26 protein-coding genes are annotated in these 24,126 nt (G+C 45.6%); 24 read left to right on the forward strand and 2 right to left on the reverse strand.

Annotation, left to right across the window (positions count from 1 at the left end; genetic code table 11):
• Positions 1-140: 140 nt before the first annotated feature.
• Entirely contained in the window at positions 141-728 is a 588-nt protein-coding gene (locus DESYODRAFT_RS04070; RefSeq protein ID WP_007779737.1) for a Uma2 family endonuclease, read from the forward strand.
• A 197-nt stretch (positions 729-925) separates the two neighbouring features.
• Here the strand turns inward: DESYODRAFT_RS04070 and DESYODRAFT_RS04075 are convergent, their stop codons facing one another.
• The gene (locus tag DESYODRAFT_RS04075; protein WP_007779742.1) at positions 926-1,741 is read right to left on the reverse strand and encodes a DUF3102 domain-containing protein; all 816 of its coding nucleotides are present in this window, start codon (positions 1,739-1,741) and stop codon (positions 926-928) included.
• 293 nt (positions 1,742-2,034) lie between these two features.
• Between DESYODRAFT_RS04075 and DESYODRAFT_RS04080 the strand changes: the two genes are divergently transcribed.
• The 6 genes from DESYODRAFT_RS04080 to DESYODRAFT_RS04105 all read left to right on the forward strand — a co-directional run bounded on the left by DESYODRAFT_RS04080 (position 2,035) and on the right by DESYODRAFT_RS04105 (position 7,043).
• Entirely contained in the window at positions 2,035-2,778 is a 744-nt protein-coding gene (locus DESYODRAFT_RS04080; RefSeq protein ID WP_007779744.1) for a YebC/PmpR family DNA-binding transcriptional regulator, read from the forward strand.
• A 180-nt stretch (positions 2,779-2,958) separates the two neighbouring features.
• Positions 2,959-3,327 (forward strand): hypothetical protein, encoded by a 369-nt coding sequence (locus tag DESYODRAFT_RS04085; protein WP_007779746.1) that lies wholly within the window; start codon positions 2,959-2,961, stop codon positions 3,325-3,327.
• A gap of 72 nt (positions 3,328-3,399) precedes the next feature.
• The gene (gene ruvC, locus DESYODRAFT_RS04090; protein ID WP_007779749.1) at positions 3,400-3,897 is read left to right on the forward strand and encodes a crossover junction endodeoxyribonuclease RuvC; all 498 of its coding nucleotides are present in this window, start codon (positions 3,400-3,402) and stop codon (positions 3,895-3,897) included.
• Complete coding sequence (gene ruvA, locus DESYODRAFT_RS04095; RefSeq protein ID WP_007779752.1) at positions 3,894-4,496, forward strand: Holliday junction branch migration protein RuvA; 603 nt, start codon at positions 3,894-3,896, stop codon at positions 4,494-4,496. The genes ruvC and ruvA overlap by 4 nt, the downstream gene beginning before the upstream one ends.
• A gap of 71 nt (positions 4,497-4,567) precedes the next feature.
• Positions 4,568-5,593: a Holliday junction branch migration DNA helicase RuvB gene (ruvB, locus tag DESYODRAFT_RS04100; RefSeq protein ID WP_007779754.1), complete on the forward strand. Its 1,026-nt coding sequence runs from the start codon at positions 4,568-4,570 to the stop codon at positions 5,591-5,593.
• Between the two features lie 121 nt (positions 5,594-5,714).
• Positions 5,715-7,043 carry a SpoIID/LytB domain-containing protein gene (locus DESYODRAFT_RS04105; RefSeq protein WP_007779756.1) on the forward strand — a complete coding sequence of 443 codons (1,329 nt, stop codon included), beginning with the start codon at positions 5,715-5,717 and terminating at the stop codon, positions 7,041-7,043.
• A 110-nt stretch (positions 7,044-7,153) separates the two neighbouring features.
• On the opposite strand, the gene DESYODRAFT_RS29480 is transcribed toward DESYODRAFT_RS04105, so the two are convergent.
• Positions 7,154-7,285 (reverse strand): hypothetical protein, encoded by a 132-nt coding sequence (locus DESYODRAFT_RS29480; protein WP_282433048.1) that lies wholly within the window; start codon positions 7,283-7,285, stop codon positions 7,154-7,156.
• 158 nt (positions 7,286-7,443) lie between these two features.
• Between DESYODRAFT_RS29480 and queA the strand changes: the two genes are divergently transcribed.
• The 17 genes from queA to dtd all read left to right on the forward strand — a co-directional run bounded on the left by queA (position 7,444) and on the right by dtd (position 24,116).
• Entirely contained in the window at positions 7,444-8,466 is a 1,023-nt protein-coding gene (gene queA, locus DESYODRAFT_RS04110; protein WP_007779757.1) for a tRNA preQ1(34) S-adenosylmethionine ribosyltransferase-isomerase QueA, read from the forward strand.
• 118 nt (positions 8,467-8,584) lie between these two features.
• Positions 8,585-9,706, forward strand: a complete 1,122-nt coding sequence (gene tgt / locus DESYODRAFT_RS04115) for a tRNA guanosine(34) transglycosylase Tgt (RefSeq protein WP_007779760.1) — start codon at positions 8,585-8,587, stop codon at positions 9,704-9,706.
• A gap of 109 nt (positions 9,707-9,815) precedes the next feature.
• Positions 9,816-10,106 carry a preprotein translocase subunit YajC gene (gene yajC / locus DESYODRAFT_RS04120; RefSeq protein WP_007779763.1) on the forward strand — a complete coding sequence of 97 codons (291 nt, stop codon included), beginning with the start codon at positions 9,816-9,818 and terminating at the stop codon, positions 10,104-10,106.
• A 143-nt stretch (positions 10,107-10,249) separates the two neighbouring features.
• A complete protein-coding gene (locus tag DESYODRAFT_RS04125) occupies positions 10,250-11,044 on the forward strand; it encodes an EcsC family protein (RefSeq protein WP_007779766.1) in 795 nt (264 codons plus the stop codon).
• Entirely contained in the window at positions 11,016-11,678 is a 663-nt protein-coding gene (locus DESYODRAFT_RS04130) for an HD domain-containing protein (protein ID WP_007779769.1), read from the forward strand. The genes DESYODRAFT_RS04125 and DESYODRAFT_RS04130 overlap by 29 nt, the downstream gene beginning before the upstream one ends.
• A gap of 105 nt (positions 11,679-11,783) precedes the next feature.
• Entirely contained in the window at positions 11,784-13,016 is a 1,233-nt protein-coding gene (secD, locus tag DESYODRAFT_RS04135) for a protein translocase subunit SecD (RefSeq protein ID WP_007779771.1), read from the forward strand.
• Positions 13,016-13,963 carry a protein translocase subunit SecF gene (secF, locus tag DESYODRAFT_RS04140; protein WP_007779772.1) on the forward strand — a complete coding sequence of 316 codons (948 nt, stop codon included), beginning with the start codon at positions 13,016-13,018 and terminating at the stop codon, positions 13,961-13,963. The genes secD and secF overlap by 1 nt, the downstream gene beginning before the upstream one ends.
• 204 nt (positions 13,964-14,167) lie before the next feature.
• Positions 14,168-15,049: a polysaccharide deacetylase family protein gene (locus tag DESYODRAFT_RS04145; protein WP_007779774.1), complete on the forward strand. Its 882-nt coding sequence runs from the start codon at positions 14,168-14,170 to the stop codon at positions 15,047-15,049.
• A gap of 179 nt (positions 15,050-15,228) precedes the next feature.
• The gene (locus tag DESYODRAFT_RS29485; RefSeq protein ID WP_007779777.1) at positions 15,229-15,351 is read left to right on the forward strand and encodes a hypothetical protein; all 123 of its coding nucleotides are present in this window, start codon (positions 15,229-15,231) and stop codon (positions 15,349-15,351) included.
• A gap of 46 nt (positions 15,352-15,397) precedes the next feature.
• Complete coding sequence (locus DESYODRAFT_RS28585) at positions 15,398-15,535, forward strand: hypothetical protein (protein ID WP_007779779.1); 138 nt, start codon at positions 15,398-15,400, stop codon at positions 15,533-15,535.
• Between the two features lie 468 nt (positions 15,536-16,003).
• On the forward strand, positions 16,004-16,201 hold the full coding sequence (locus tag DESYODRAFT_RS04155; RefSeq protein WP_042338199.1) for a hypothetical protein: 198 nt from the start codon (positions 16,004-16,006) through the stop codon (positions 16,199-16,201).
• Positions 16,202-16,622: 421 nt separating this feature from the next.
• The gene (locus tag DESYODRAFT_RS04160; RefSeq protein ID WP_007779785.1) at positions 16,623-17,069 is read left to right on the forward strand and encodes a hypothetical protein; all 447 of its coding nucleotides are present in this window, start codon (positions 16,623-16,625) and stop codon (positions 17,067-17,069) included.
• A 232-nt stretch (positions 17,070-17,301) separates the two neighbouring features.
• Positions 17,302-18,321, forward strand: a complete 1,020-nt coding sequence (locus DESYODRAFT_RS04165) for a cation diffusion facilitator family transporter (protein WP_007779787.1) — start codon at positions 17,302-17,304, stop codon at positions 18,319-18,321.
• A 67-nt stretch (positions 18,322-18,388) separates the two neighbouring features.
• Positions 18,389-20,818, forward strand: a complete 2,430-nt coding sequence (recJ, locus tag DESYODRAFT_RS04170) for a single-stranded-DNA-specific exonuclease RecJ (protein ID WP_007779790.1) — start codon at positions 18,389-18,391, stop codon at positions 20,816-20,818.
• Between the two features lie 41 nt (positions 20,819-20,859).
• Positions 20,860-21,372: an adenine phosphoribosyltransferase gene (locus tag DESYODRAFT_RS04175; protein ID WP_007779791.1), complete on the forward strand. Its 513-nt coding sequence runs from the start codon at positions 20,860-20,862 to the stop codon at positions 21,370-21,372.
• 55 nt (positions 21,373-21,427) lie between these two features.
• The gene (locus tag DESYODRAFT_RS04180; protein WP_007779795.1) at positions 21,428-23,674 is read left to right on the forward strand and encodes a RelA/SpoT family protein; all 2,247 of its coding nucleotides are present in this window, start codon (positions 21,428-21,430) and stop codon (positions 23,672-23,674) included.
• Positions 23,667-24,116: a D-aminoacyl-tRNA deacylase gene (gene dtd / locus DESYODRAFT_RS04185; protein WP_007779798.1), complete on the forward strand. Its 450-nt coding sequence runs from the start codon at positions 23,667-23,669 to the stop codon at positions 24,114-24,116. The genes DESYODRAFT_RS04180 and dtd overlap by 8 nt, the downstream gene beginning before the upstream one ends.
• Positions 24,117-24,126: the final 10 nt, after the last annotated feature.

Genomic DNA, 24,126 nt, shown 5'->3' on the forward strand with positions numbered 1-24,126 from the left:
GACAGGCTCCTTGTTTCGGTTGGTATGTTGATATAATAATGGTTTTAGTACCGCTGCTGTACTCAAATGTTGTCAGACGGAATTAGGTATGATATCATCATACATGGCATATTTTGGTAAATGATGGAGAGTAGTGGATTATGAAAGATAGTTTGGCGTATGGTTCACTTTTCACTTATCAAGACTACTTAGGCTGGCCTTCTGATGAACGATGGGAAATCATTGACGGTATTGCTTACAATATGACAACTGCTCCATCGGCCAATCATCAGAGAATTATCAGGGAATTGGCCACAGCCTTTAATGTTTTCCTAAAAGGAAAACACTGCGAGATTTTCCCCGCGCCCTTTGATGTGCGACTCTCCGATCAAGAAGAGGATGAACAAAACGTAAAGACCGTTGTTCAACCCGATCTATCCCTTATCTGTAATAAGCAATTGATTGATCAACATGGCTGCAAAGGCAGTCCTGACTTAGTCATTGAAGTTACCTCACCCTCTACAATGCAAGTCGATTTAAAAATAAAATTTCATCGTTATGAAGCAGCAGGTGTTAAGGAATATTGGATTGTCCATCCGGAAGGAAAAACGATTGTTGTCTATAGTCTGGGTTCGGATGGAAAATACGGACGCCCTAATGTCTATACTGCTGATGACCAGCTTTCTGTAAATGTTCTTCCCGGCTTAAGCATAGATCTTGCCGATATTTTTGCAGTTATAACGGATTAGGAACCTATTGGTCTGCCGGGCATTTGCGCTTGGGCAGGCTATTTTTCTGTACTGAAGGCGAACTTCCTTTTAGCCTTCTTGCCTTACCTCGTACAATCATAAAGAATCTTTTGACTTGCAAGCCGGGCTGTAAAAAGAACCGGGGTCCCAGCCCCGGTGGAGATGCCGTCCAACTCATCTTCATCGGCGGCTGATGCTCACAGCCCCTCCGTTAATGTCCCGGCGATCTTACTGATCTCAGCTTTATAGTTCTGATAGGCTTCCGGGTCTGCCGGGGCCAGCCGATTCATTTCCTGCAGCAATTCTTTGGCTTGTTTGGAGAGGTTGTTGCAGTAAAAGCTCACTTTATTGGCGGACAGCCTGATCCGGGCGGCTTTGAGCTCCTTTTCCAGCGCGGCGATTTTCTCGGCGGACACGTCGCCTTTCTTAGCCGTGTCCAGTTGTTTTTGCAAGGTTCGGATAGTGGCATGATTGCTATTAACAACCGACTTGAGGCTTGAGGTTTGTTTCTTCAGCTCGTCGCGCTCGGAAGCTATTTTCGTGACCGCGCCCGTTCGCTCGTCCAGAGCCTTTTGCAAATCCGTTTTTTCGCTGAGAGCCTGATCCCTTTCCTTGACGGCTTGCTTGAGATCCCGGGCAGACATATTGCTCACATCATTCTCGTCGATGAATGTCTCCCGCTCATTCTCCGGAATTCCCAGAAGGATCACCGCCTGGGAGTAGCTCAAATTCCCAAACGTTTGGGAATTTGAACCGACGTCCTGGCCGCCGGGCAGTTTGGCCCCGTACTCTTTAAAAATGCGTACCAGGTTTTCGGCAGTGCTCTTGGAATAACTCACCGAGTTCTCCAGCCATTCCAGCCATTGGCCATGATTGACCACGGACTTGGCCTCCGTCAGGCGCCGGCCGATCTCGATGGCACTGTAAAGCAGCATTTTTCCGGTCTGATCTTTGATGCTGTTAATCTCGGCCGCGATGATCTGCGGCGTTCTGTCGGTCAGGACATTACTCATCTCTCTGATCTCCTCTTTTTATTTCTAAGCTTTTCCTGAAGGAAAAGCTCTCATAAGATTCCCGGCGGCATAGCCAGGTCCTGATCTTCAGCGGTCACTAGGCCGCTGAAGATCAGGAGTCTGTTTGCCGAAGATTACCTCTTATTTTGGATTTGGGCTGGCCGGAGAGGGGTTGTCTCTATATTTATATGCATTTTGTCCAACTGTGGTTACCCCTGTTTGCCAATTTACCTTTACAAGAGAAATTAGCTTATGCTAAACTATTTAAGACTAGCATAAGGAGGATTTACTACATGTCAGGACATTCTAAGTGGTCAAACATTAAACATAAAAAAGGTAAGGCCGATGCTCAAAAGGGAAAAATATTTACTAAGTTGGGCCGTGAATTGTTGATTGCTGCCCGTGCTTGCGGAGGAGATGTCAATGACTTCCGCCTCAAGATTGCTATAGAAAATGCTAAAGCGCAAAACCTTCCTAATGAAAATATTCAACGGGCCATCCAAAAAGGGGCAGGCGGAACTGAAGGCGCAAATTATGAGGAACTGCGTTATGAGGGATACGGTCCGGGCGGGGTAGCCATTATGATCGATATCCTAACAGACAACCGTAACCGAACCGCCGGTGAAGTTCGGCATATATTTTCCAAGAATGGCGGGAATATGGGGGAGACCGGCTGTGTCGGCTGGATGTTTGAAGACAAAGGTCAGCTAAGAATCCTGCGTGAAGGACTAAAGTTAACGGAAGATGATTTAATGATGGTGGCCCTGGAGGCAGGTGCCGAGGATTTTGAATCTGATGAAGATGGATTTGTAGTGTTAACAGCTCCCCAGGATATGGAGGCGGTTCGTCAGGCTCTCATCGATCAAGCTATTCCTATTGAAGAGTCCGTGCTTAGTCCTATACCTCAAAACACCATTGAGATAACGGATTCAGATCAAGCCCGTAAGATTGTCAACTTGATGAATAAGCTGGAAGACCATGATGATATCCAAGGGGTTTATGCCAATTTCGAATTGGCTGAGGGCCTTAATTGGTGATAGGCTTGAGTAGCTTTGTTTAAGGTTAGCCTGTGTTTCTGATCATAACTAAATGGGATTACTTAAACTAAGTTTAATTGAATGAAGCCATTTCTTAATTTAGTAATGGATAATTATTAAAGTAAGCCCTCTTGGCAAGACTATATCTATTTAGCTAATAGTCAGGAGGGTCTTTTTATTATGTCCAGATGGAAAGTCATAAGTTTGGTTCTTTTGATTAGCTTGGGAATTGGCTGCCTGGTCCCGGCTGCAACTTTTTGGTGGGACAGCAAAGATCAAGCTCATTCAGCCCTGAGTACTCCGGATTCGGAACAGATAGTATCAAGTCAATCTGCCGGAAGAGAAAGCTATCATTTTGGCTTAGAACAAGGAGTGCTTTCAGTCATTGAAGGAAAACCCGGCGAAAATGGGGATGTTGTCATTTCCGGCCTGAGTGTAGAATCCTGGCCCAAGGAGATTATGGAAATGGCCCATAGAGTTGAGTTCTATTCTTTAGATGAAGTTCAGTCATTTATTGACACGGCAACAGAATCTTTATGGCTTGAGTAAACAGAATCTCAAGAGAGAAAGGGAATCGCAGGTCTTCTGTCGAAATCTATCTGGATTGAAAGGAAGACGTGCATGATTATTTTAGGAATTGACCCAGGGACTGCGATTATGGGCTATGGATTAATCGAACAAAAAGGGACTGTCTTGAGCGCCCTTGATTATGCTTGCTGGCGTACACCTGCCCACACGCCTTTAGCGGAACGGTTGTTAATGTTATATGAGCATATTGACCCTTATCTGACGGTGCATAAGCCCGATCATATTGCGGTTGAAGAGTTGTTTTTTAATCGCAATACTACAACTGCTTTAGCTGTCGGGCATGCACGGGGGGTTGTTCTACTGACAGGTGCCCAACACGGCATCCCAATTTATGAATATACTCCATTGCAGGTTAAACAGGCAGTTGTCGGGTATGGAAAAGCCGAAAAAAATCAGGTTCAGCAAATGGTGAGAGGATTATTAAGACTCAATGACATTCCCAAGCCTGATGATACGGCAGATGCATTGGCGCTGGCGATTTGTCATGCCCATAGCTTTGCCTTGAACCGGAAAATGGGGGAATTCAGATGATTGGAATGCTGCGGGGCAAGGTTTGGGAAATCCAAGGTGAGCGTTTAGTGATGGATGTTCAGGGCACAGGGTACTTGCTGACGGTTCCCTATGGGCTGTTAGCCAAGGCACATCCGGGGCAGGAACTTGTGGTATACACTCATGTGGTCATGCGTGAAGACGATTTATCCCTGTATGGCTTCTCTTCCTTTGAAGAAAAGCAGCTCTTTCTGCAAATGCTGGGTGTTTCAGGTATTGGTCCGAAAGCGGCCATATCCCTGCTTTCAACCTTTGGCGCTGTTCAGATTGAGAGCGCCATTGCTAGTGAAAACCTTAATTTATTGACCAAGGTTCCCGGTATCGGCAAAAAAACGGCCCAGCGGCTTATCTTGGAACTTAAAGAAAGATTCAGAGGGCGTGGTTCGGTTCCGGTTGGAGGAAGCTCCTATTCCGAGCCGCCCGCAGTGATTCACTCTGAGGTAGTAGAAACCTTACTGGCTCTGGGTTTTGGTTTGGACGAAGCAAAACAGGCTCTTAATCAGGTCCAAACAGACGGTGGGGAATTAACCACAGAGGAACAGGTTAAGAAGGCACTGCGGTTACTTGCACCAATAAACTAAGGCAGGGGATATTTGCAAACAACCCGGCCCTGTATTATATTAAGTTTCGATATACGAGAGGGGGCTAGAATATGGCAGAGCGTTTGGTCGCGCCACAAGAGCAACCTGCGGATCGTGAAGGAGAAGGACTGCGTCCTCAGCGTTTGAGTGACTACATAGGGCAGAGAAAGGTCAAAGAAAATCTGAGTGTTTTTATTCAAGCCGCGTCCACTCGCGGAGAAGCACTGGATCACGTCCTATTGTATGGGCCGCCCGGCCTCGGGAAAACAACCCTCGCGAATATTATAGCTGCGGAAATGGGCGTAAGTGTTCGCACCACTTCCGGCCCGGCCATTGAACGCCCTGGGGATTTAGCCGCTATTCTGACCGCTTTAGAGCCGCGCGATGTGCTTTTTATCGACGAAATACACCGCTTGAGCAGTGCGACGGAGGAAATCCTGTATTCCGCCATGGAAGATGGGTGTTTGGATATTGTGATCGGAAAAGGGCCCAGCGCCCGCTCCATCCGCTTGTCGCTTCCTCCGTTCACGTTAGTAGGAGCAACGACCCGGGCGGGACAATTAACCTCTCCATTGCGTGATCGCTTTGGAGTGATCAGCCGCTTGGAATTCTATGAAGTTGAGGATTTAAAAGAAATAATCCTGAGAGCAGCAAGCATCTTGCGCTTGAGTATTACCAGCGACGGAGCGGAAGAAATTGCCCGGCGTTCCCGGGGTACACCAAGAGTTGGCAATCGTCTGTTAAAAAGAGTCAGGGATTTTGCCCTGGTCTGGGAAGATGGTGCGGTTACTCAAACCATAGCCAGAGAGGCGCTCAATCGATTGGATGTCGATCCCGAGGGCTTGGATCAGATTGACCAGAAAGCTTTAAAGACGATTATAATGACCTTTGCCGGAGGTCCGGTTGGTCTGGATACACTTGCCGCGACGATCGGCGAAGAATCGGTAACCCTGGAGGATGTGGTCGAACCCTTTCTGCTGCAAATGGGATTTTTGCAGCGTACTCCACGGGGACGAATGGCCACTGCAAGGGCTTATCAGCATTTAGGATTTTCACTTCCCCAGAGTCGGATGGAAGCCGGTCTTTTTCCGGAGTAAGGATGTAGGTAAACTGGCAAATATTTGTTAGAGCATAGATGCCGGGAAAAAAGGGCAATCTGAGCATAATTAACTTCCACCATTACGGTTTTTGATTAATGTTGAAAAGGGTGTGAAGAGCATGCTTCAGATTGTGTATCGGTTGCACTTTTTGTGGATAGTGACCTTAATGTTGGTGTTGGCTCAGGCCTCGCCATGCCATGCAAAAATGATTTCAGTGGAGCTTGTTTGGAATTTAAGTCAGGCCGGGTGGGTCCAAATAGATATTAACAAAGGCGACTATCAACTTATCTTAGACAATACAACTCTCAAGTTTCCGGCGGGTTCGACGCTTCAGGTCGGCTGGGGAGGATGGACTCCCGTTTTGCGGGTTAACCATGACGAGTTTCAGGTATTTAGCAGCTCTGTTTTAGAAGTCAAGGAACTAAATTCAGGGAGTCTTAGTGTTAAAACCCCTGATGGTAAAAATGCTGTTTATCGCGGAGGATTGCAACTCAATTGGCAGGACGGTCATTGGCGGTTAATTAATTTGGTGGATAGTGAAGACTACCTAAAAGGGGTTGTGCCGATTGAGATGAGTAATGAATGGGCTAAAGGAGGCGCAGAGGCGCTTAAAGCCCAAGCGGTAGCGGCTCGAACCTATCTGATCAAACAGAGTGAAGATGGTAAAAAAATGATTTCGGATTCCCCGGATATTCATCAGGCATACGCGGGAATGGGTGTAGAAGGAGCGGCTTCTAAAGCTATCGAAGCTACACGGGGGGAAATAATTGTTGACGCCGTGACTAAGCAGCCAATCGATGCACTCTATTCTTCTCATAGCGGAGGATATACTGAGGACGCTAAAAATGTATGGGGGAATGCTGATATTCACAATGTTTCCCAGCCTGATCCCTATTCGCAAGGTGTTGGCGGCCCCGTTAATCGTTGGCGTTTTATTGTTTCCGCTCCGGTTCTTGGCTCAGCCTTTGGGTTGGGACCGGTACGGAACGTGATCTTGGATAAGTTCCCCTCAGGCAGAGTTAAAAGTGTAAGCCTGGAAGATGAGTTTGGACAAAATAAGATTGTTAAAGGCAGAACCTTTGTCCAAGCGTTTTATCCTTTTGGTCAGCCAATTCGCAAGGAAGCATTTTTGGGAAGCTTATTTGAGGTCCAGAAAACCAAACCCGACTCAACTGAGCCTTTCGGAGCTCTTGGCTATACCGGATTTTCTGAATTAGCAGCGTCTTATCAGCAAAAGCAAGGGCCATTGTTATCTAAAATTATGAGTTCATCATTAGGAACCAGTGCTGACTCTCAACCCTTTGGGGCCTTTATATTTGAAGGACGGGGCTGGGGGCATGGAGTGGGGATGTCTCAGTGGGGGGCTTATCATATGGCCCAATTGGGTTATAAGTATGATGAGATAATCGCCTATTACTATAACAATATTTCTATTGCTAAGGGGTAGTGAAGTTAGTTTGAACAGAGCAGGCGTCCATGCCGCTGAGGCGGTGTCGGCAGAGGGTGAAATGGGGGTCGCACGGGTCGCACGGGTCGGGCAGCTTCGCCCACATCCGTTCACCGCAGCATTCCGAGGCTCGCCCACTCGCCGGTGCGGGACTTCGCCAAACCTCCGGGTAATACCTGATGTGAACCCGTGGCTCCGTTTCCCCGCACCGTCTTGTGGGCTTTTACCACCTCTCCATGCAATGGGTTCGCTTCTGTGGACGAAGCTGCCCTGCTTGCGGGCCTGGGGATTCTTCTGAATGTCTTTAATTTTTCAGAGTATAATCAATGGACAGAGCCTGCACTTTTGCTGCTATAGGACGAATCACACATGACAGTTTCAACTGAAGGAGAAGAATAGCTTGAATGTCTCGGAGTTTGATTTTGAATTACCAGAGGACTTAATTGCGCAACATCCGGTGGAGCCTCGGGATACATCCCGGTTAATGGTTGTTAATCGGGAAAATGGGGGGATAGCCCACCATAGGTTTAGAGATTTAACGTCGCTGTTAAATGGGGGCGATGTCCTTGTGCTGAATAACACTCGGGTTATTCCCGCGCGTTTGATCGGAGAAAAAGAGGGAACTGAGGTTAAAATTGAGATCCTTCTGCTTAAGAGACTTGAACTGGATGTCTGGGAGGCTCTGGTTAAACCTGGAAAACGCCTTAAAGTCGGGCAAAGAGTCAGCTTTGGGCATGGAATATTAGTCGGAGAGCTTCAGGAAATAATGGAAAACGGAAACAGGATAATCCGTTTTATGTACTCCGGGGTTTTCGAAAGCATTTTAGACCAGCTTGGAGAAATGCCTCTTCCGCCTTATATCACAGCTCAATTGGAAGACCGGGATCGCTATCAGACTGTCTATGCCAAAGAGCGGGGATCGGTGGCCGCTCCTACGGCCGGCTTGCATTTTACGCCGGAACTTTTAGACGAACTCCGGAAGAATGGTGTAGAAATCGTGGAGATTCTTCTCCATGTCGGCTTAGGCACCTTTCGTCCGGTCAAAGTGGATGATATCCGTGAACATGCTATGCATTCCGAGTATTATCGTGTTGGCATAGAAGCCGCAGAGCAAATTAACCGGGCAAAACAAGAAGGGCGCCGTGTTATTGCAGTGGGGACAACTGCGGCACGAACCTTAGAATCGGCAGGTCATAATGGAAAGGTTGCACCCGGTGAAGGGTGGACGGATATCTTCATCTATCCGGGCTATTCATTCCAGGTTGTGGATGTTCTCTTAACCAACTTTCACTTTCCCAAGTCAACTCTGGTTATGCTGGTTAGTGCTCTGGCAGGGCGGGAACTAATTTTAAAGGCGTATGAAACCGCCGTTCAAGAGAGATACAGGTTCTATAGTTTTGGAGATGCCATGCTTATATTATGAGAACATGCGGTTCGAAGCGCAGATGAAGTATCAGTGCAGCTATGGCCGTTAGCAAAGTTCTCTGAAAATGGAACTTAGCGGCCTCGTGCACCAATCAAAAAAGAAGGAAGTGAAGGGTTTGGCCTCCGTATATTTGGAAATACTTAAGGAAGATTCACGGACGAAAGCACGTTTAGGAAAGCTGCATACACCGCATGGTATCATGGATACACCGGTATTCATGCCGGTTGGAACTCAAGCGACAGTAAAAACGATTACCCCGGAGGAAATCAAGGAAATTGGAGCGGGGATGATCTTAAGCAATACATACCATTTATTCTTGCGACCAGGACATGAGTTGATTCGGGAAGCGGGCGGACTTCATCGTTTTATGAACTGGGATGGTGCGATCCTGACCGACAGCGGCGGTTTTCAAGTATTCAGCTTAGGGGATCTGCGGACTATTAGGGAAGAAGGCGTAGAATTCAGGTCACATATCGATGGATCACATCAATTCCTGAGTCCGGAAATTTCCATGCAGGTCCAGATGGCTTTAGGCTCTGATGTAGTGATGGCCTTTGATGAGTGTGCTCCTTATCCATGTACCCATGAATATGCCAAGGACTCTTTGGAGAGGACTACCCGCTGGCTTAAACGGTGTAAGGAAACCTTGACAACCACTGAAACTCAATCCTTATTTGGAATTGTTCAAGGTGGCATGTTTGAAGATCTGCGTCGTCAAAGTGCTGCCGAGGTCACGGCCTTAGATTTGCCGGGGTATGCTGTCGGGGGCTTAAGTGTCGGAGAACCGAAAGAAATGATGTATGAGGTTTTAGATTATACGGTTCCCTTGCTCCCAAGAGAAAAACCGCGCTATCTGATGGGAGTCGGTTCCCCGGATGCTCTGATCGAAGGGGTTATGCGGGGGATTGACATGTTTGATTGCGTGCTCCCGACTCGGATTGCCCGCAACGGGACAGCATTAACCCGCTATGGCAAAGTGATTGTTCGCAATGCCGGATCAGCACGGGATTTTGGTCCGATTGATCCATCCTGCGATTGCTATACCTGTCGTAATTATTCCCGTGCTTATATAAGGCATCTGCTCAAGGCAGAAGAAATTCTGGGTCTCCGCCTGATGACGATTCATAATTTACGTTATCTCCAAATCCTAATGGAAGAAATAAGGGAAGCAATCAAAGAGGATCGTCTGCCGGAATATCGTGAAAAGTGTTTCTCAGATTATGGTTATGACGACTGAGATTTTAGATCTGAGATCTAAGGTCTAAGGTCATAATTTTTAGCAAGCAGGAAGGATTTTCACCATGATATGGTGAATAGTTCAAGGATAAATAAAGGGGGAATATTAAGTGGATCAATCAACATTAACATTAGTCCTATATTTTGTGGTCTTTTTTGGAATTATGTACTTTCTCATGATTAGGCCTCAGCAGAAACAGGCTAAGAAACGAGCCGCTCTAATGAGTAGTCTTCGCACAAGAGACCAAGTAATCACTGCAGGTGGGATCTATGGTAAGATCACAAAAGTGAAGGAAGATTCCGTTATGCTGGAGATTGCAGATAAAGTAGAAATCGAAATGGCTAAATCCGGAATTGTAAGTGTAGAAAATCGTGAAATAGAGCTTGAAAAGGGTAAATAGGCGGGAGTCAAACAAGGGGATGAATAAGTTCCCGGATTGTTAATTAAACTAAAAGCAAGTGGCCTGGCCGCTTGCTTTTAACTTATTGGGCAGTAGTCAGGGGAGTTTATTGTTATTGATTAAAATGTGATGAGGTGAACACCGTGCCCTTATATAGGGATCTGCAAAATAATGAGCCGGCCTATGAAGAGTATGTGAGATCAGACTTAAATTGTTGGGTCAGGAGATTGTTACAGAAACCAGGATTGTTGGAACGTACCTCAAAGGCTATTCAAACTAAAGTCAATGATAAAGTTATTCCTGAAAAGGTGCATACTATAATAACGGCAACGGTTAAGGGGTTAGTAAAATCCGTCGTTTTTGGGCTTGAGTATATTCCTAACAGCCCTGTTTTTTATGGAGTCCGGTTGCAAGAGCGCGACCAACGAGCTCAAAGGCTTCTGGTCAAATATCGGAAAATCGCTGCCGCAGAAGGGGCTGGGGCTGGTGCAGGAGGTTTTACCCTGGCTGTTGCCGATTTCCCGGCCCTTATTGTCATCAAAATGAAATTTCTCTTTGAGTTAGCGCATATTTATGGGTTTTCTACCCAAGATTATCGAGAGAGGCTCTTTTTGTTGTATATTTTTCAATTGGCTTTTTCAAGTCAGGAAAAACGCCCTGAATTATATAACACGATTCTAAATTGGGATAACTTCATAGGAAGCTGGCCTTCAGAGAAAGAGGCCCAACAGCAAGTTAATTGGGAACAGTTTCAGCGGGAGTACCGGGATGCCATTGATTTCAGAAAAACCCTTCAGCTCATACCCGGGCTGGGTGCGATAGTGGGAGCTTGGGCAAATTACGGGCTGATAGATGATTTGGGAACGGTTGGTATAAATTGCTATCGCCTGAGAATTTTGGGAGGTGCTCATGTCGATAGTCACTTTGCAAAACATTAAAACAGATCCTTATGTGCGCGCACTGATTGATGCGGGAAACCGGCATTTAGCCGCCATAGGTTTCACGGAGCATGGTCTGCGGCATGCGGGTTTAGTCTCTCATATCGCTTCAAATATTCTTGAAAAGATGGGACATACCGAAAGGGAGTGTGAACTGGCCGCCATTGCGGGTTATTTACACGACATAGGGAATGCTGTAAATCGTGTCGCCCATGCACATTCAGGGGCTATTCTGGCGGCTGGAATTTTAGAACGTCATGAAATGCCGCCCGAAGAAATTGCGATTATCATTGGGGCCATTGGAAACCATGATGAGCAGGATGGGAATCCTGTTAATGTTACCTCTGCCGCCTTAATTCTAGCCGACAAATCCGATGTTCATCGTTCCCGGGTGAGAAACCGGGACCTGGCAAAATTTGATATTCATGATCGTGTTAATTATGCAGTGAAACGCTCTTTTCTGCGGGTTTATCCTCAAGAGCGAATAGCTTTGGAACTCACGATTGATACGGAGATATGCCCGGTAATGGAATATTTTGAGATTTTTCTTGCCCGGATGCTATTGTCCCGCAAAGCGGCTGAATTTCTGCTCACTCAATTTGAATTAAAGATCAATGATGTAAAATTACTCTAAAATAGTCGTTTCCCATTATTGGCAGATTGACATTATAAACTTGATAGTTCTATAATTAAGTTTGGCATGGGCAAGTCCCATTCATAATAAAAGGGAGGAAAGCAGATGAGACGGGGAAACATCATCAAATTGGTAGCGCTCGTGCTACTTGTAGCGGTAGCTGTCGGGCTATCGATTAAACCCCTTGTGGATCCCGAAAAAGGAATCCCGTTGGGACTTGATCTTCGCGGCGGAGTGCATTTGGTGCTTCAGGCAGAGCAGGCTGAAAACGGCCCTGCAATTACAAAAGATGATATCGACAAGGCAAAAGCGATTATAGAGAACCGGGTCAATGATCTTGGGGTATCTGAACCAATAGTTCAAGCTGACTATAATAATAAACGGATTATTGTCGACTTAGCCGGGGTTACTGATCCGGATAAAGCGGTAGATATTCTTAAAACAACGGCTAAATTAACCTTTAGAGATCCGCAGGGAAATGTGGTTCTCGAAGGGGACGACCTGAAAGATGCCAAGGGAGGGCAGGATCAGGGGCAAGGGTATGTTGTAAGTCTGACCTTTTCCTCGGAAGGTGCTAAAAAGTTTGGTGAAATAACCACCCAATTAATTGGACAAAGATTAGGGGTTTATCTTGATCAGGAACTTTTGACCAATCCAACGGTTAACACGCCCATTCTTAACGGTCAAGCTGTCATTACAGGGTATGCCACCTTGGAAGATGCGGCAGCGGATGCAGTTCTCATGCGTTCGGGTTCCTTGCCTGTGAGTCTGAGTATTGCTGAAAAGCGTCAAGTCGGAGCATCCTTAGGAGTTGACTCCTTAAATAAAAGTATTCAGGCTGGAATCTACGGATTAATTTTCATCTTCTTGTTTATGTTGATTTACTATCGGTTGCCTGGGTTTGTAGCCGATTTCTCCTTGATCGTCTACGCACTTATTGTCCTTTGGGCTTTTTGGGGGTTCAGAGTCGTACTGACGCTTCCCGGTATCGCCGGTTTCATTCTTTCGATTGGAATGGCAGTAGACTTTAATATCATTATCTATGAACGGGTAAAAGAAGAAATTCGTGCCGGAAAATCGATTCGGGCCGGTGTAGAGTCCGGATTCAGCCGGGCCTTTATAACGGTCATCGACGCTCACGTGACGACATTAATCGCGGCCCTGACTCTTTACGTTCTGGGCAGCGGTTCCGTCAAAGGGTTTGCCTTAACTTTGGGTATCGGAATTCTTGTCAGCTTGTTTACGGCGATTACCTTTACCAGACAAGTCTTGCGCTGGGTTGTAGGAATCAGCCCCAAAATGAATACAGCATGGTTTGGCGTCAGGAGGGATGTATAATGACTAAAACTGGACATTCAGCGACTTACGAAGAGGTTCAGAAACTACATCCTCTTTACTTCCATATTGTCAAGAAACGTTATTGGTGGTTTGCTATCTCACTTCTTATTATTATACCGGGCATCATTTCCTTCATAATGCAGGGGCTGAATTTGGGAATTGATTATAAAGGCGGAACCATGCTTGACATAACCTTCAATCAGACAGTAACCCAGGCATCTATCTCGGATACGATGAAGTCGGTTGGACTGGAAGGGCATGTCCAATTATCGGATAGTGACACAACTGCCTTGATTCGAACTGAGGCTCTTGAAGAAGATAAGCGCAATGAATTACTGACCGCCTTAGGGACTCAAGTTGGAGAATTTAATAAAGAGTCTATTAAAGAAGATAAAGTCGGCCCGGCCATGGGAGAAGAACTTACCCGTAATGCAATTTATGCATTGATTATCGCCATGGGCATGATGATCGTCTATATTACCTTTAGGTTTCAGTTCATCTTCGCTATCTCCGCGATTCTGGCGTTATTACACGATGTTTTGATAGTTGTCGGAGTTTTTTCGTTGTTTCGCTGGGAAATTGATGCCACCTTTGTAGCCGCTATTTTAACGATTGTCGGTTACTCCATCAACGATACCGTGATTATCTTCGACCGGATTCGAGAGAACGAACCAAAGATGAAGCGGGGAGACAGTTACGAGGATATGGTGGATAAATCGATTTGGCAGACCATGCGTCGCTCGATTAATACGGTTGCAACTGTATTAATCGCGCTGTTCGCATTGTATATCTTAGGTGGAGAATCCACAAAGATGTTCACCTTGGCAATGTTGATTGGGGTATTTTGTGGAGCTTACTCTTCAATTTGTATAGCCAGCCAAATACTCGTAGAAATCAGGACGCACTTTAAGAAAACGCGTAAAGGCGGTAAAGCTGTTCGCGCTTAAGCATAATGATGGCTCAGCATGAGAAGGGATCCCGAGAATCATACTTGATTCTTGAGATCCCTTTGTTGTCGGGGTGTCAAGGGACGGGGTTACTGACGTGCACGTGTGTCAACAACTCCATTCCCTTGACGCCCCCTTGACACCCTGATAAAATTATTCCGAATATGCTAAAAACATTTTATTCAAAGCATAAAGGAGCTAGAGATGCTGAAAAAAATCATTGTAACCCTATGTTTGATTTTTTTGATCCCAGTACTAGTGCTTGGAATTAATGGTTGCGGTAAAGAAAAGGTATCAAGCCAGACTTTTCAAGCTGAAATTGAAACTCAAACTGAAACTGAAACTCAAGCGGAAGCAATTGTGCCAAGTGTGACATTAAATGAATCAACCAACCCTGAAAGTTCACCAATCCTTCAAAAGCCTGTAGAAGTGCCTGTTTTATATTATCATTCTGTGATGTTAGAGGAAGGCAATGAAGTAAGAATGCCTCCCGATCAGTTTGAGGCTCAAATGGCTTATATGCGGGAGCAAGGGTATGAGAGTGTTACTTTAGATCAGTTATACCAGGCCTTTTATAAAGGCGGTGCCCTTCCGGCTAAACCGTTTGTCATTACCTTTGATGACGGTTATGAAGATAATTACACGACTGCCTTTCCTATTCTGAAAAAACATGGTTTCACAGCCGCAGTTTTCATGGTCTCAAGTTATATTAACGGAGAGGGATTCTTGTCTTGGTCCCAACTTAAAGAATTAACAGCAAATGGATGGGAGATAGAAGGGCATACAGCTAATCATCCGTATTTGTCTAAAATGGATAAAGCGGCTGTGTTAAATGAACTTAAAAGTTCTAAGGAACTCATAGAAAAGGAACTTGGTCAAACCGTGAATTATATTGCCTATCCCTACGGTGATTACAATGCCAATATTGTACAGGCTGTGAAAGATACAGGGTATTTAATGGCTTTTACTACAGAACGAGGGTGGTCAAACCTTAACCTCGATGAATGGCACTTACAGCGGGTTTATTGCTTTGCCAATATGGGGCTGAAGGAATTTTCCCGGCGACTGCAAAATCCAAAATACTAGACATCAGATACTAATCCCCAATCCTTGTAAACAAGGCCGCTCTCTAAATTACTGGAGAGCGGCCTTTCTAATTGGTGAACAGATAAAGTTATTGTAAAATATTAACATTTATGCATTTGATTACATAGTCTACTGTGAGCGAAAAAATAGAAAATACTGGAATGAGGAGGTTGTTAAATATGGGATTTGGTGTAGGTGCAGTTGAGGGTGTTGACGGTGGATGCGGACCTAATTATTTACCTGGAATTGCTATAGTCACGGTTATCATTCTTCTGTTAATCGCTATGGGTATAGTTTTCTAATAAATCAAGGTTTAATCTTAAAAACTAAAATTAAGGGGGTTATAACATGTTCGGATTTGGAGCAGGTGGGGCCGGCTTTTCAGCAGCTTGTTTTCCGCCAGCCGCCCCGGGGGGCACTGGTATTGGTGTAGGAATCATTGCTATCGCAATTCTGATTTTAATTGCTTTAGGCGTTATATTCTAATCGATTAAGTCTGAGTATATTAAAGGAGGTCATGAGTATGTTCAGATCAGGCGGGACTGGGTTAGGTGCAGGAATTGCAATCGTTGTAGTCATTATTCTTTTGCTTATCGCTATGGGAATTGTATTTTAAGGTTCGAGTCATGGCGGCGATTGGTGTCAGTTAAGATTTCATTTGGAGGTGATTTCATGTACGGATGTGGTGCTGGTGGATTTGCTGGTGCGGGAATTATAGCTATTGCTATTTTGATTCTGATTGCTTTAGGAGTCATTTTCTAAGCTTTCACCAAATAGGATTTGCCAGGGGGACCCCTGCCAAAAAGGGGGTCCCCTTTTTAGTGTGTTTCACAGTCGCCCAATCCTGGTGGTTGTTAATACAGGGACTACTCTGAAAAATTAAAGACCCGAAAGACATGCAGAAAAATCCCCAGACCCGCAAACAGGGCAGCTTCGTCCACAGAAGCGAACCCATTGCATGGAGAGGCGGTAAAAGCCCACAAGACGGTGCGGGGAGACGGAGCCACGGGTTCACATCAGGTATTACCCGGAGGTTTGGCGAAGTCCCGCACCGGCGAGTGGGGCAAGCCTCGGAATGCTGAGGTGAGCGGATGTGGGCGAAGCTGCCCGACCCAAGCGGCCCCTTTTCATCTTCTGCTGGTGCCACCTTAGTTGCATAGGCGGCTATTCTAAAATAGAAAAAGACGCCGGCATTAAATCCAGCGTCATCGAAATGTCCTTATTAATAAGAAATCATGCCTACCACCACCAACGTCGGCGAAAACCCCACCAAGGACCGAATCCAAACCAGCCAGGGAAACCCCAAAACCAACGTCCCCACCACATAGAGAAAACCTCCTTTAGATTCTTGTTTCAGTCACTTCGATTAGCATAGCATCAGTTTCGAATTTATCTGACAGCTTTGCTTAACTGCTACACTACAGAATATGAATTGTGTTGGTAGTCCTGTTCCAATTAATCCATTAATTTACTATACGATAGATGTACAGGAATCCTGAATCCTCCGAAAGATTAGATTGGTTATTACTGGGATATACTAATACGAACATAGTGGTAGGGGGAGAGAGGTTTCTTGGGATTCATTCAACTGGTACTACTAGAAGGAGTACTTCTTCTTTCCGCAGGAATGATTTTCTTTGGAGGGATTCGGGGAACTGTTGCGGCGATGGCCGCTTTAAGTGGGATCAACTATCTTACTCATGACCTGGCACAGTTTTGGCGCTGGGAAATCCCTTTGCTTGTCGGAGGGAGCGCAGGAATTATTTTGCTGCTTATTGTCGGGAGGATTGGCAATAAAAGCAAAGCAGTGGGTGGATTAGTAGGAGGATTAACTAGTTTAGTTTTCTTTGGTGCCTTTGTTACCCCAATTATCGCGGTTGCCCTTTGGGCCTTAGTTTTTGGTACAGGTATAATTCCTAAAAGCGAGAAAAAACAGGTGATCTGGGGTTTTGCCCCTGCAATTTTGCGCATGGTTTTGGGAATAGGGTGGATTATTTACGGAAATTTTTTAACAATTTAATCCCCAAAAACATAGTATAAATAGAAGAATATCCAAACAAGATCCCAACAAAAATCTTGATATTATATTGATAATTTGATATCTTATACATTAACTTATATTGTCAGGCAAATAGCTGGGCTTCGAGCTTTGAAGCAGCGGAGGAATCTGCGGGACTACCTTTTTATAAGGGGTCCTATTTTTATGTACCAGGTTAGTTACCGATGGAAATGGGTAGTAGGAGAGTGGAGTCGTGGATGAGAAAACAAAGGTGGCCTCATTATCTGTCGCTTCGAATATTTTATTAACCTTGACTAAAATCGTAGTTGGGCTAATCAGTGGTTCAGTGAGTATCTTATCTGAAGGAATACACTCCGGAATCGATCTGGTGGCAGCCTTTATTGCACTCTTTGCAGTGAAAGAGTCGGGCAAACCTGCAGATTCATGTCATGCTTATGGACACGGAAAAATCGAAAATGTATCCGGTACAATAGAAGCGGCTCTGATATTTGTTGCAGCGCTTATGATTATCATTGAGGCAATTCAGAAGGTTCAAGAAATTATCTATGGTAATGGAGGGCATGTCACAGATCTGGGCCTGAGACTCGGCCTGCTTATTATGGGTGTTTCAGCTCTGATGAACATGATTGTATCCGCAAGGCTTATGAAGGTTGCTAAGAAAACTGATTCTGTAGCCCTTGAAGCGGATGCCTTGCATTTACGGACCGATGTGTATACTTCTTTAGGCGTTTTTTTGGGTTTACTGATCATTAAGCTGACAGGGTGGGCCATAATCGACCCCATCATTGCCTTCGCTGTTGCGTTAATGATTATAAAGGCTGCCATAGATTTGACAAAGAAGGCTTTTGCACCTCTCGTTGATGTCAGCTTGCCTGATGAAGAACGTAAGATTATTGCTGAAGTCCTTCAGCTTTATGAGGATGAATTTGTTGAATTCCATAAACTTAGAACCCGAAAGGCTGGAGCAGAAAGGCACGTCGATTTGCATTTAGTTGTGGCAAAGTTCACGCCGCTTATTGATGCTCATGAACTATGTGACAGGATTGAATACGAAATTAATGTGAAATTGTCGCTGACCCATGTATTAATTCATGCAGAACCCTGCAGCGGCAGAGACGTACCATGTCCTGTTGAGGACGGGCTGGCATCCTTTTGTCAGCGTTGCCGAAAGACGACCGGGGAGACGGACCAGAAGTCAGCTATCGGAAACAAACCGGAAGTCAGTGGTCAGGGGCCGGAGATCAGAGATTGATAAAGTATCGGTAAAGTTGCCGCAATTTTAGCTCTGTTTTATAATAAAAGTCTGGAGGAGGATATTTGTGAAACGCATATGGTCGGTACAGCATTCTTCCGGACGAATGTCAGAGACACTAGGCCGTTTATTAGGAATTTCTCCGGTAGTCTCAGAAATATTAGTTCAAAGAGGTTTGCACCAGCCGGAAAAGGCTATTGAATTTTTGCGCCCAACTCTCTTGAACCTGATCTCACCATTTTGTTTTTGTGATATGTTAAAAACCGTTGAGCGATTGTCCTTAGCTTTAGAACGTAAGGAAAAGGTCCTTATCTATGGCGATTATGATGTAGATGGGGTGACAAGCACTACTTTATTATATAAAGTTCTTATTGATCTGGGATTAAAGGCTGTAGCCTATATTCCCCACCGCCAGGATGAAGGATATGGTCTCCACGCGGAGGCTATTGAACGTGCTGCGAAGATGGGTGTGCGTGTTCTGATTACCGTGGACTGTGGGGTCACTGCAGTGTCTGAGGTGGAATTGGCTAAAACACTGAATATTGATGTCATTATTACGGATCACCATGAACCACATGAAGCTTTGCCGGAGGCTTTTGCTATTATCAATCCTAAACTTGAAAATTCGGGTTATCCATTCCGTGATTTGGCCGGAGTAGGGGTAGCATTTAAATTAGCTCAGGCTCTTTTAAAAACCTTAGGGAACCAGGAAGTAGGTATACAATCTGAACTCGAATTTTTGGATTTAGTAGCGTTAGGGACGATTGCGGATTTAGTCCCTTTGGTGGGGGAAAACCGGATTTTAGTCCACTATGGGCTTCGCCAAATGGAAGTGACGAGCCACCCGGGGCTGGAGGCCCTTCTCGAAGAGTGCGGATTGGCTGACAAATCTCTTAAAGCAGGTCAAATAGGTTTTATGGTCGCACCGAGAATTAACGCGGCAGGACGAATGGATAGTGCCCGTGCAGGTCTGGAACTGCTGCTGACGGAGGACTCTGAGCGGGCTAATGAGCTGGCTCGGCAATTAACCCGGGAGAATCAGGTTCGCCAGGAAACAGAAAAGCAAATCTTAGCAGAAGCGATTGCTTTATTGGAGGGTGAACCTCTGCCGAGAGTCATTGTACTTTCGGCCGGCCACTGGCATCACGGTGTCATAGGGATTGTGGCATCCCGTTTAGTGGAACGGTATTATCGTCCGGTGTTTATGATTGCGGAAGATGGGGAAGAAGCTAAAGGGTCTGCCCGCGGAATTGCAGGTTACCCGGTGTTGGAACAGCTGAGTACTCAAGCGGCTGTTTTAACAAAGTTTGGAGGGCATAGACAAGCCGCGGGTTTCTCTCTTCATACAAAGGATATTGGAAAACTTAGAGAAGGTCTGAATAAACAAGCTTTGGCATTCGAAGAATCTATGTTTCAAGAAGTCTTAAGAATCGACTGTAAAGTTGCCATTGATGACATTTCAGGGGAACTGCTCCGTCAACTGGAGCAAATGGCTCCCTTTGGGTTTGGCAATCCGGGGCCGGTTTTAGCCTGCCAGGGAGTCCGTCTGCATTCCGTCAATGCGGTCGGTAAAGAACAAAGTCATCTTAAATTCCGTTTTGGTTCTCAGGGAGAGCAAGAAGGTATTGGGTTTAGGATCGGGGAACGTTTGCCAGAGCTGAAGGGTTTGCAGGAACTTGATGCGGCGTTTGCCTTAGACTGGAATACCTTTCGAGGGCGGGAAGATGTTCAATTAATGATTAAGGATATCCAGGCTGAGGCGAATTGGCTGAACCCGTCAACCATAAGTTGTCCAAGCGGAGATGCTTATCAGGAAGTTGCCGCTGCCCGGGAGGAACCTGAGATAGAGTGGCTGGATTGGCGGAATTTGACTCGTGACAAGTGGCCGATTACAGGGCACGAACCATTATGGATCTGGGACAGCACAGGAAGTAAGCCAATTCTTAAATTTGGATTTGATTCGATTAGTACTGAACATACTTTAGAAGAACCTAATAAGACACAGCTTTTGGATCAGGATAGGGTGGGAAATGCCTGTGAAAGTCCCGGTATGATTCTCGGACTTCCGCTTACAGAAGAAGATTTCAGGGAAGGGGTCGGAAAACTGCGGAAATTAGGAATATTTCGTATTGCCCTGGCAGGATTTCAGAGCCCTCCTGAGGAATTGGTTCATCAGCGTTGTTTTTATATATCCCGGGAAGAACTTATCCTATTATATCGGGATCTGCTTGCTAAATCGAAAACAAGTAATCCGTTTCACTGGGGCGCAGATCTAACAATAACCAACAAAGAGAAAATTGGCCTGAAAATATTGGAAGAGTTAGGTCTTATCCGATGCCTGGGCGGAACGGATGAGATTGTTCTGGAATGGATTCCAGCTCAGAGCAAATTAGATCTTAACTCCTCTTTACGCTTTCGTTTTGCCAAAGAACGGTTAGATCAGGCTTTGAAGTTTCAGCATAAATTAATAGCAGCGCCTCTTCAGTGGCTCGTTTAAACAGAAATTGAAGTTTATTAGACGAAAGGCGGCAGACAATCATGGATTTTAGGGATCATATTCGCGTAATTTCTGATTTTCCTAAGGAAGGAATTTCGTATAAGGACATAACGACATTGCTGAAAAACGGCGAAATATATCGTGCCTCTATTGATGCGTTGGTAGAAAAAATATCACCTTGGCAGCCTGACGTGATTGTTGGTCCTGAAGCACGTGGGTTCCTGTTCGGTGCTCCAGTGGCTTATGCCTTGGGAGTTGGCTTTGTTCCGGTTCGCAAACCGGGTAAGCTTCCGGCCGGAACGATTCAAGAGACCTATGCTTTAGAATACGGTTTTGATACATTGGAAGTCCATGCCGATGCTATACAACCCGGCGCCCGAGTCGTTCTTGTCGATGACTTGCTGGCAACCGGCGGAACCATGCTCGCCACCGCAAATTTAATGAAGAAGATAGGGGCAGACGTGGTCGGAATGGGTTTTCTGATTGAACTAACGTTCTTAAACGGACGGGAGAAGCTGATAGATTACCCGGTTTTTTCATTGGTAGAGTATTAGATCCATGGTCAACTTTAGCTAACCGAGTTCACTGGCAGATGAGAGGAGTTTATCCATGTCCTTTGCGGAATTAATGGTAAAAATGAAAAAGAAATCTCCACAAGCGCGTCTGGCTATTGTGGACAAAGCCTATCAGTTTGCAGAAAGGGCTCATAGGAACCAACTTCGCAATTCGGGGGAAGATTATATTCTGCATCCTCTGCAAGTTGCCCAGATTTTAGTTGAACTTGAAATGGATGAAGCAACCGTAGCAGCCTCCCTGCTTCATGATGTTGTGGAAGATACGGCATTTACCATTCATGACATAGAAAAGGAATTTGGTCCGGAAATTGCCCTGCTTGTGGATGGTGTGACGAAACTTGGCCGGCTTGCCTATAAAAGCAAAGTTGAGCAGCAAGTCGAAAATTTACGGAAAATGTTTTTAGCGATGGCCAAAGACATCCGGGTCATTCTCATTAAACTAGCTGATCGCCTTCATAATATGCGCACCTTGAGATATCATTCTGTTGAAAAACAAAAGGAAATTGCCCAGGAAACCTTGGAGATCTTTGCTCCCTTGGCTAACCGTCTGGGGATTTTCCGGATTAAATGGGAGTTGGAAGACCTTTCCTTTCGTTATCTAAGGCCTCAGGAATATTATGATCTTGTCGAAGGAATTGCTCTCAAACGCCGGGAACGGGAAGCTTATATTAATGAAGTTATCGTGCAAATGCGAGAACGTCTGAATGAAGTAGAGATCTATGCAGATATTGCCGGCCGCCCGAAACATTTTTACAGCATTTATCGTAAGATGAAGACCCAGAATAAAGAGCTTAACGAAATATATGACCTAATGGCCATTCGTGTCATAGTGGACTCTGTTAACGATTGCTACGGTGCCTTGGGAATCATTCACACAATGTGGAAGCCGATACCGGGCCGCTTTAAAGATTATATCGCCATGCCTAAACCGAATATGTATCAGTCACTCCATACTACCCTAATCGGAGTCCATGGAGAACCTTTTGAAATCCAGATTCGGACTTGTGAGATGCATCGAACCTCCGAATACGGTATTGCTGCCCATTGGAAGTACAAGGAAGGGAGCAGCAAAGAGTGCGGCAGGTCAAGCAATAACAAAGATTGCGGGTACAAAACTGCCAGTGTGAATTTTGATCAGAAGCTCTCTTGGCTGCGCCAACTGCTGGAATGGCAGCATGATTCCCGGGATGCCGGCGAATTCATGGAGACCTTAAAAATTGACTTGTTTGCAGACACTGTTTTTGTATTTACCCCCAAAGGGGATGTGGTAGAACTTCCGGCGGATTCCTGTCCGGTCGATTTTGCCTATCGGGTGCATACTGATGTAGGACACCGCTGTATAGGTGCCAAGATAAATGGCCGGATTGTTCCCCTCGAAACAAAATTAAATAACGGGGATATCCTCGAAATACTCACCTCGAAGCCGAAGCAAGGGGGAGGACCAAGCCGGGATTGGTTATCCTTTGTGAAGACATCTCAAGCTAAGAATCGAATACGTCAATGGTTCAAGAAAGAGCAGAGAGAGGAAAATATTGTCCGCGGACGTGAAAGCTTAGAGCGGGAGGTTCGTAAGCTAGGGCTTGATCCGGCAGAGGTTCTTAAACCGGAAAGTCTTATGGCGATTGGCAAATCCTATAACTTTGTGGGTCTGGACGATTTATACGCTTCTATAGGAGACGGCGTACTGACCACGAATAAGGTTTTAATGCGCTTGCGTGAGGATCTTACGAAAGAAGAACGGGAAAAAATGCAGCTTGCTGCACTCCAGCAAGGAGAAGGAAAACCACCTTCTCATACTTTGTACGGTAAAGCTTCTCATGGGGTTCGGGTTAAAGGTGTGGATAACGTGCTGATCCGTTTCGCCCAGTGCTGTAATCCTTTGCCCGGAGATTCGATTATGGGTTACATTACCCGAGGCCGGGGGGTTTCCATTCATAGGGGGGACTGCAGCAATGTGCTTAGTCATTCTCAAGAAGAGAGTGACCGGATTGTGGAGGTCATGTGGGCGGAACAAGTGGATTCCACCTATCCCGTAGATATTCAGATTTATGGAAGAGACAAACCACGTCTGGTCACGGAGGTTATGAACACTGTTTTAGATACCCGCACACACATCCTCGGGATTAATGCACGAGTAGGAAAAGGGGATGTGGCCCATATTCAGCTGCGGATTGAAATCAGGAATGTGGATCATCTAAAGATGGTAATGCAAAAAATCCGCAAGGTAAAAGACATTACTGAGGTCAAGCGAATCCATTCGGGGGGAACTGAAGATGCGTAGTGTGGTTCAGCGCGTTAAACGCGCCTCGGTGACCGTGAACAATGAAACGGCAGGAACTATTGCAGCCGGACTTTTAGTTCTGCTGGCTGTCGGACAAGAGGATGGAGCAGACGATATAGACTGGATGGTCGATAAGCTTGTGGGCTTACGGATTTTTGAAGATCAAGAGGCAAAAATGAATCGTTCAGTCCTGGATGTCGGGGGAGAAATGCTCGTGGTTTCTCAATTTACCCTCTATGGGGATTGCCGTAAAGGCAAGCGCCCCAGCTTTTCTACAGCAGCACCGCCAGAACAGGCTAAGGCCCTATTCGATCAAAGCGTGGAAAAAATCCGGAGTTATGGAATAAAGGTTGAGACGGGAGTCTTTCAAGCAGAGATGGAGGTTGAGCTGGTCAATGATGGGCCGGTGACGATACTTTTGGACAGTAAAAAGAAGTTTTAAGGAGGTAGTG

The organism is Desulfosporosinus youngiae DSM 17734 (genome assembly GCF_000244895.1).
Taxonomy (GTDB): Bacteria; Bacillota; Desulfitobacteriia; order Desulfitobacteriales; family Desulfitobacteriaceae; genus Desulfosporosinus; species Desulfosporosinus youngiae.